Genomic DNA, 309 nt, shown 5'->3' with positions numbered 1-309 from the left:
CATCGCCGCCCGGCTGGAAGCGGCCGCCCAGCGCGGCGAGATCAGCGCCGGCGACAGCGAGGTGCGCGCCTGGGCGATCATGGGCATGAACGTGTTCCTGGGCCTGCGCTTTGGCGTGTGGGGCGATGAGGCACCCGAAGCCGTGGTGCAGGAAGCCGGCCGCCTGCTGGCCCATGGCCTGTCATCGCCAAGTGCCAACGCGGAGGAACGCGCGTGACGGGTCCTGCACCGTTCGCCCTGCGCCAATGGACATCGCCCGATGGGCTGGCGCTGTCGAGCCGGGATTACCCTGCAGCGCCCGGCCCGGCG

1 pseudogene is annotated in these 309 nt (G+C 72.2%); it reads left to right on the top strand.

The window, feature by feature from the left end:
* A pseudogene (locus tag H926_RS33710) lies at nt 1-217 on the top strand (TetR/AcrR family transcriptional regulator); the annotation flags it as partial.
* Between the last annotated feature and the right edge of the window lie 92 nt (nt 218-309).

The organism is Novosphingobium sp. B-7, assembly GCF_000410615.1.
Classification (GTDB): Bacteria; Pseudomonadota; Alphaproteobacteria; order Sphingomonadales; family Sphingomonadaceae; genus Novosphingobium; species Novosphingobium capsulatum.
This window is presented reverse-complemented; position numbering and strand designations above follow the sequence as displayed.